General features: G+C 42.3%; 4 protein-coding genes. 1 reads left to right on the top strand and 3 read right to left on the bottom strand.

Annotated elements, in window-relative coordinates; all coding sequences use genetic code 11:
* Positions 1–1,621, top strand: a 1,621-nt coding sequence (locus ACYVAA_RS15645; protein WP_460543401.1) for a S9 family peptidase, incomplete at its 5' end; no start/stop codon positions are given.
* Positions 1,622–1,704: 83 nt separating this feature from the next.
* Here the strand turns inward: ACYVAA_RS15645 and ACYVAA_RS15640 are convergent.
* The 3 genes from ACYVAA_RS15640 to ACYVAA_RS15630 are packed head-to-tail and all read right to left on the bottom strand — an operon-like array spanning position 1,705 to position 5,659.
* The gene (locus ACYVAA_RS15640; RefSeq protein WP_460543398.1) at positions 1,705–3,120 is read right to left on the bottom strand and encodes a tagaturonate reductase; all 1,416 of its coding nucleotides are present in this window, start codon (positions 3,118–3,120) and stop codon (positions 1,705–1,707) included.
* Between the two features lie 16 nt (positions 3,121–3,136).
* Complete coding sequence (gene uxaC / locus ACYVAA_RS15635; protein WP_460543396.1) at positions 3,137–4,582, bottom strand: glucuronate isomerase; 1,446 nt, start codon at positions 4,580–4,582, stop codon at positions 3,137–3,139.
* Between the two features lie 36 nt (positions 4,583–4,618).
* Positions 4,619–5,659 carry a LacI family DNA-binding transcriptional regulator gene (locus ACYVAA_RS15630; protein ID WP_460543394.1) on the bottom strand — a complete coding sequence of 347 codons (1,041 nt, stop codon included), beginning with the start codon at positions 5,657–5,659 and terminating at the stop codon, positions 4,619–4,621.
* Positions 5,660–6,208: the final 549 nt, after the last annotated feature.

Below are 6,208 nucleotides of genomic sequence, written 5' to 3'. Positions count from 1 at the left end.
GGCCAGACATACATTGGCGGTAGCTACCGATGATAGTCCTTACCGTATCAATTACAGTTGGGATATTCAAATAGGAAGGGATATTTACCTGGTAGACTTAGAAAATGGGGAAAGAAGAAGGATTGCCGAGAATGTGAGCGCTTATCCAAGCCTTTCTCCAGAAGCAAAATTTGTGCATTGGTATAGCTACAGTGATAGTTCCTGGGTAGCCTATAATATAGCCCAACAGAAGACCGTTAACCTTACTGCTCATGTTGATGGGGATTTTTATGATCAGCTGCATGATACCCCAAGTATGCCAAGTTCTTACGGAAGTGCAGGATGGACTGTAGGGGACGAGGAATTTATCGTTTACGATCGTTACGATGTATGGAAGATCGATCCAACGGGTAAAAATGATCCAGTTTGTGTTACCAAGGGGCTTGGAAAAAGTGATAAAACAAGTTTCAGGCGAGAAGTACTGGACAGGGAAGAGGAAAGTATCGACCCGAAACAGCCGTTAATTCTCAAGGCCTTCAATGAACGAAATAAGAAATCCGGTTATTTTCTGGGAGATTTAGGGGGAGATAGGCTGCCTCAGCAACTGGTATTTACGGATCACAGCTATTATGGACTTGAAAAAGCCAAAGATGCTGAAAAAGTTATCTTGAGAAGGTCCACCTATCAGGAGTATCCAGATGTGTATGCCTCGGATCTGGGAATGGGAGAGCTGGTGAAACTTTCCAATGCCAACCCCCAACAAAAAGAAGTCCATTGGGGAACTGTAGAGCTGACGCAATATATGACCCTTAAAGGTGATTCTTTACAAGGGCTTATCTATAAACCTGAAAATTTTGATCCCAAGAAAAAGTATCCCTTGATGGTCTACTTTTATGAGCGCAGGTCGGATAGTTTCCATAATTATATCAGTCCAGTTCCCAGTGCCTCCATTATCAACATTCCTTATTTTGTCAGCAACGAGTATGTGGTATTTGTTCCTGATATCAAATATGAAATCGGTTATCCGGGTCCAAGTGCCTATAACTGTATCATTCCCGGTGTCCAATCGGTAGTCTCTAAAGGGTATATTGATGCGGAAAATATGGCCATTCAGGGGCAAAGCTGGGGTGGCTATCAGGTGGCTTACCTGATTACACAAACCGATATGTTCAAAGCAGCAGGAGCAGGAGCGCCCGTGGCCAATATGACTTCTGCTTACGGTGGCATTCGGTGGGGCTCAGGCATGAGCAGGATGTTCCAATATGAGCAGACACAATCCAGAATAGGGGGGACGCTTTGGGAAAAGCCGATGAAATACATTGAAAATTCCCCGCTGTTTTTTGCGGATCGGGTAAGTACACCGGTTTTGATCATGCACAATGACAAAGACGGAGCTGTCCCCTGGTATCAAGGAATTGAGTTTTTCATGGCACTGAAAAGGAACAGGACCCCTGCTTGGCTCTTGGTTTATAACGGGGAAGACCATAACCTTCGGCAAAGAAAGAACCGGAAAGATTTGTCGGTGAGGCTTTCCCAGTTCTTTGATCATTATCTCAAAGGGGATCCGGCACCGCTTTGGATGACAGAGGGGATTCCTGCCGTGGAAAAAGGGAAGACATTAAAATACGAACTGAGCGAATAAGAAAAAGGAAGCCATCATGGCTTCCTTTTTTTGATTTAAAAACTAAAACACATATTGTATTTCAGAAATTAGGGGTTTATTAGTTAAACCTTTTCTTTATCTACCAGGCTTCCGAGGTTTTCAGCTACCGCTGCCTCCAAGCCTTTCACTGTAGTCAAGTCCATGTCCCAAAGTGTAGTGTTTTTAAGTACTTCACTGGAAATTTCCTCTAGGTCGTCTTTTTTCCAAACCGAACTGAAGAAATCCACAATGTCCTGGTCGTCATTTACAGGAGTGGCTTCTCCATTGTAGCTGCCTTTGTAAAATACCACCAGTGCAGCAAGAGAGCGAACAAGGTTTTTAGGTAGCTCGTCCGTTCTTTTTACATATTCCAACAGTGAAGGAAGTACCCTCACTTTATATTTAGAAATGGAATTCAGCGCAATCGAGCTGAGCATATGTTTTACATAAGGGTTTTTAAACCTGTCCATTACATCATTGGCAAACTGCTCCAGCTCTTCCTTAGGAAGGTCCAAGGTCGGGATGATTTCCTTCTGGATTGTGTCGTTGAGGAAGGTGCCGATGATCGGATCTTCCACGGATTCGCGCACTGTTCTCAGTCCATGCAGGTAGGCGACAGGAACTAATGAGGTATGGGCTCCATTGAGGATCCTTACTTTTCTGGTTCTGTAAGGAGACTGGTCTTTGACGAATTTGACATCCAATCCGGCTTTTTCGGCAGGGAATTCAACTTTTACCGAATCAGGCCCCTCGATTACCCAAAGGTGAAAGGGCTCCGCTTTTACCACCAAGTTATCTCCATAACCGATATTTTCCTGGATTTCCTGTATGGTCTCTTTAGGAAAACCGGGGACGATTCTGTCTACCAAGGTGTTGGAGAAAGTATTGGCCTCATTGATCCAATTGATAAAACCTTTAGGAAGTTGCCAAAGGGCAGCATATTTTAGGATAATTTCTTTTAATTTATCGCCGTTTTTATCAATCAGCTCGCAAGGAATGATATGCAAGCCTTTTGATTGGTCTCCATTAAAAGTGTCAAACCGCTTATAAAGCAATGCGGTCAATTTTCCTGGAAAAGAAGAAGATATCCTGTCTTTTTGCTCATCCTCAGGATTGTAAGAAATACCTGCTTCCGTGGTGTTGGAAATGATAAATCTTAAATCAGGATTTTCGGCCAGTTTAAGATAGGCATCATAATCCGCATAAGGGTTTACTACTCCACGAACACAGGTAATGAGTTTGGTCTCTTCTTTGGCTTCTCCTTTTTGGATCCCGCTTAACTGCACATGATAGAGTCCATCCTGCTTGTTGATGAGCTCACCCATACCGTTTGCAATGGGCTGTACCAACTGAACATCCCCATTGAAATCGGTTTTTTCATTCATGGTGTCGATGATCCAATCGACAAAGCCCCTTAAAAAATTTCCTTCTCCAAACTGGAGCACTTTGACAGGTCTTTCTGTCAATTGTGGAACGTTTTGTCTGTTGAGTGTTTTCATGATCTATAGTGAATTGCTATTTTTCAAATTGGAAGTAATTTTTGGCATTATGATAACAGATATCACTGACTATTTTTCCTAACCATTTTTCATCGGCAGGAAGCTCTCCATTCTCCACATCTTTGCCTATAAGGTTACAAAGTGTCCTTCTGAAATATTCATGTCTAGGGAAAGAAAGGAAGCTTCTAGAGTCGGTAAGCATGCCTACAAAGCAGCTAAGGAGACCCATGTTGGAAAGTGCGTTCATTTGCTTTTCCATGCCGTCTTTTTGATCAAGGAACCACCAGCCTGAACCAAACTGGATCTTGCCCCGGACAGAACCGTCATTGAAATTTCCGATCATGGTGGCCATGACCTCGTTGTCGGCAGGGTTAAGGTTGTAAAGGATGGTTTTGGCGAGCTGGTCTGTGCTGTCCAGTTCATTGAGGAATTTGGCAATTGCCTGTGCCTGGGAGAAGTCCCCGATGGAGTCAAATCCGGTGTCAGGCCCCAGGATGCGCATCATTCGGTCGTTGGTGTTTCTTAAGGCTCCCAAGTGAAATTGCTGTGTCCAGCCTTTTGCATGGTACATTCTGCTCAGGTGCAGCAATGTTTCGAATTTAAAATAATTGATTTCTTCTAAAGACAGGGAAGCTTCAGCTTTTAATTTTTTGAAAAGTTGCTCTACATCATATTGCCCTTGTTTGAAGAAATAGAGTTGTTCCAAACCATGGTCAGAAAGTCTTCCCCCGTGTTTATGGAAGAATTCAATTCTGTTTTCCAGGGCCTTGAGCAGGTCTCCATAGTTGTCGATATTGATCCCGCTGACATTCTGAAGTTTGTCCAAATAGGACAAATAATCCACAGGGTTTTCTACTGCATAAGCCTTGTCGGGACGGAAAGCAGGAAAAAGGTTGGGGTTTGTGTTTTCTGCTTTGGCCTGGATATGATATTCCAAGCCATCAATCGGATCGTCCGTGGAACAAACGGTTTCCACATTCATCAATTTCAGCAATCCTTGGGTATTGTGTGAAGGTTCCTGGAGAAGGGCGGTGGCTTTTTCATAAACCTCATCGGCCGATTCAGGGCTTAATAATTGGTCGATATCAAAATACCTTTTCAGCTCCAGATGAGTCCAATGGTAAAGCGGATTTCTTAAGGTATAAGGAACCGTTTCAGCCCATTTTTGGAATTTTTCCTTGTCGCTGGAAGCCTTGCCCGTAATGAATTTTTCATCCACCCCAAGGGTTCGCATTGCTCTCCATTTGTAATGGTCACCGGCTAGCCATATTTCGGTTAGGTTATTAAACTTACGGTTTTCAGCGATGTCTTTGGGTGACAGATGGCAATGGTAGTCGATGATCGGAAGCTTTTTCGCATAATCATGGTAAAGTACCTTTGCAAAGTCATTCTGTAGTAAAAAGTCCTCAGAAAGGAACTTGTTTTTAGGTTTGCGCAATCGATTGCTCACTTCGTCCAACATGTGCTTATATGATTTTAAATGTTATTTTATTGATTTTTAGACGGTTTGGGCCACTTTTCGGACCGAAGATCCGCGGATGATCAGTTCTGGTTTTAGAACCGTTTTTTGTGGAACGTATTTTTTGGGATCGGCTTTCAGAAGTTCGAAGAACAGTTCAGCGGCCACATTTCCCATCGGGATACTTACCTGGTCAATCGTGGTAAGCGAAGGGGTAGTGAAAGAGGTGAATGGTTCATTGCCAAAGCCCGCCAAGCCTACCTGATCTGGAACACTGATGCCTTTATCTTTTAACACTTGCATGGCTCCCATGGCCGCATAATCACTGGAGGAGAAGATGGCATCAAAGTCAAGGCCCTCTTCCAGCATTTGAAGGGTACACTGCTTCCCGTCCTCCAATTGCATATTACTTTCAATGATCAGGTCTTTGTCCAGTTTGATACCATTGTCTTTTAATGCATCGATGTAGCCGCGTAGCCTTTCGCTGTAAATATTGATTTTTCTGGGATTGGTAAAATGTGCAATTCTTTTATAGCCATTTTCAATAAGGTGCTCCACGGATTTATAGGCCCCCATATAATCGTCTATGACTACTTGGTTGACATCAACTTGGTCGGTAATCCGGTCAAAAAGTACCAAGGGAATGCCTTTTTCCACTACTCTTTCCAAATGCTCAAAATCCTCGGTGTTTTTTCCTATGGACATGATGATGCCGTCCACCCTGGCACTTAACAGCGCGTCCACGGTCTGGACTTCCTGCTCGAAATTTTCATAGGACTGACTGATGATGACTTTATAATTCAGTTGGTTGGCGATTTCTTCAATACCACGTACCACGGAAGAGAAAAAATCCCTGTTTACGGTCGGTACTACGATGCCTATCAGCTTACTGCGGCCGTTTCTCAAGGCTGCAGCAATATTGTTTGGCTGGTAATTGATTTCTTTGGCGGTTTTGTTGACCAGTTTTTTGGTGGCATCGCTTATACGGGGATGATTGTTCAAAGCCCTGGAAACAGTGCTGGCGGTAATCCCCAGTTTTGATGCTATGTCATGAATGGTTGCTTTTTTTCTCTTGTTCATGTTTCTAATCAAGTGGCCAAAACCCCGAATTTAATACAAATCTTTCGAAATCACCGGATTTAGATGTTGGAGATACGAAGGCTGCGGATTTTAGCAGCAGGTTAAAATGGGTGCTTATTTTTTACCATTATAACTGAATTTATAATGTAATCGTTTGCGCAATATAGTTTATTTATTTTTGAATTGTAAACTATAAGGGCTAATATTTTTTACTGAATTTCAGGTTGATTGTGAAATAAATAGGATAAATAATCTGATTTTGCCCTTTATAAAAATTATTTTAAGGAAAAATGGAGTTAAAATTTTAATCTCTGGAAAAAAATAATTAAATATGCAATCGATTGCTCAATGTTGATATTTAATTCTCTCCAGGTTTCCGGTGTTTTAGAGAAAGGAAGCTTAAAGGGAGCGATAAAATAGATGTATCATATGTAATTAGTTTAGGGTTAATGATGTGAAATGCCCCCATCGTATGAAGGGGGCTTTTCAAAAATATCCCGGAACATTTTCATAAATTGGACTTTAGTCAAATAGCAATAACCCCTAATA

The organism is Echinicola sediminis, assembly GCF_054777495.1.
This window is presented reverse-complemented; position numbering and strand designations above follow the sequence as displayed.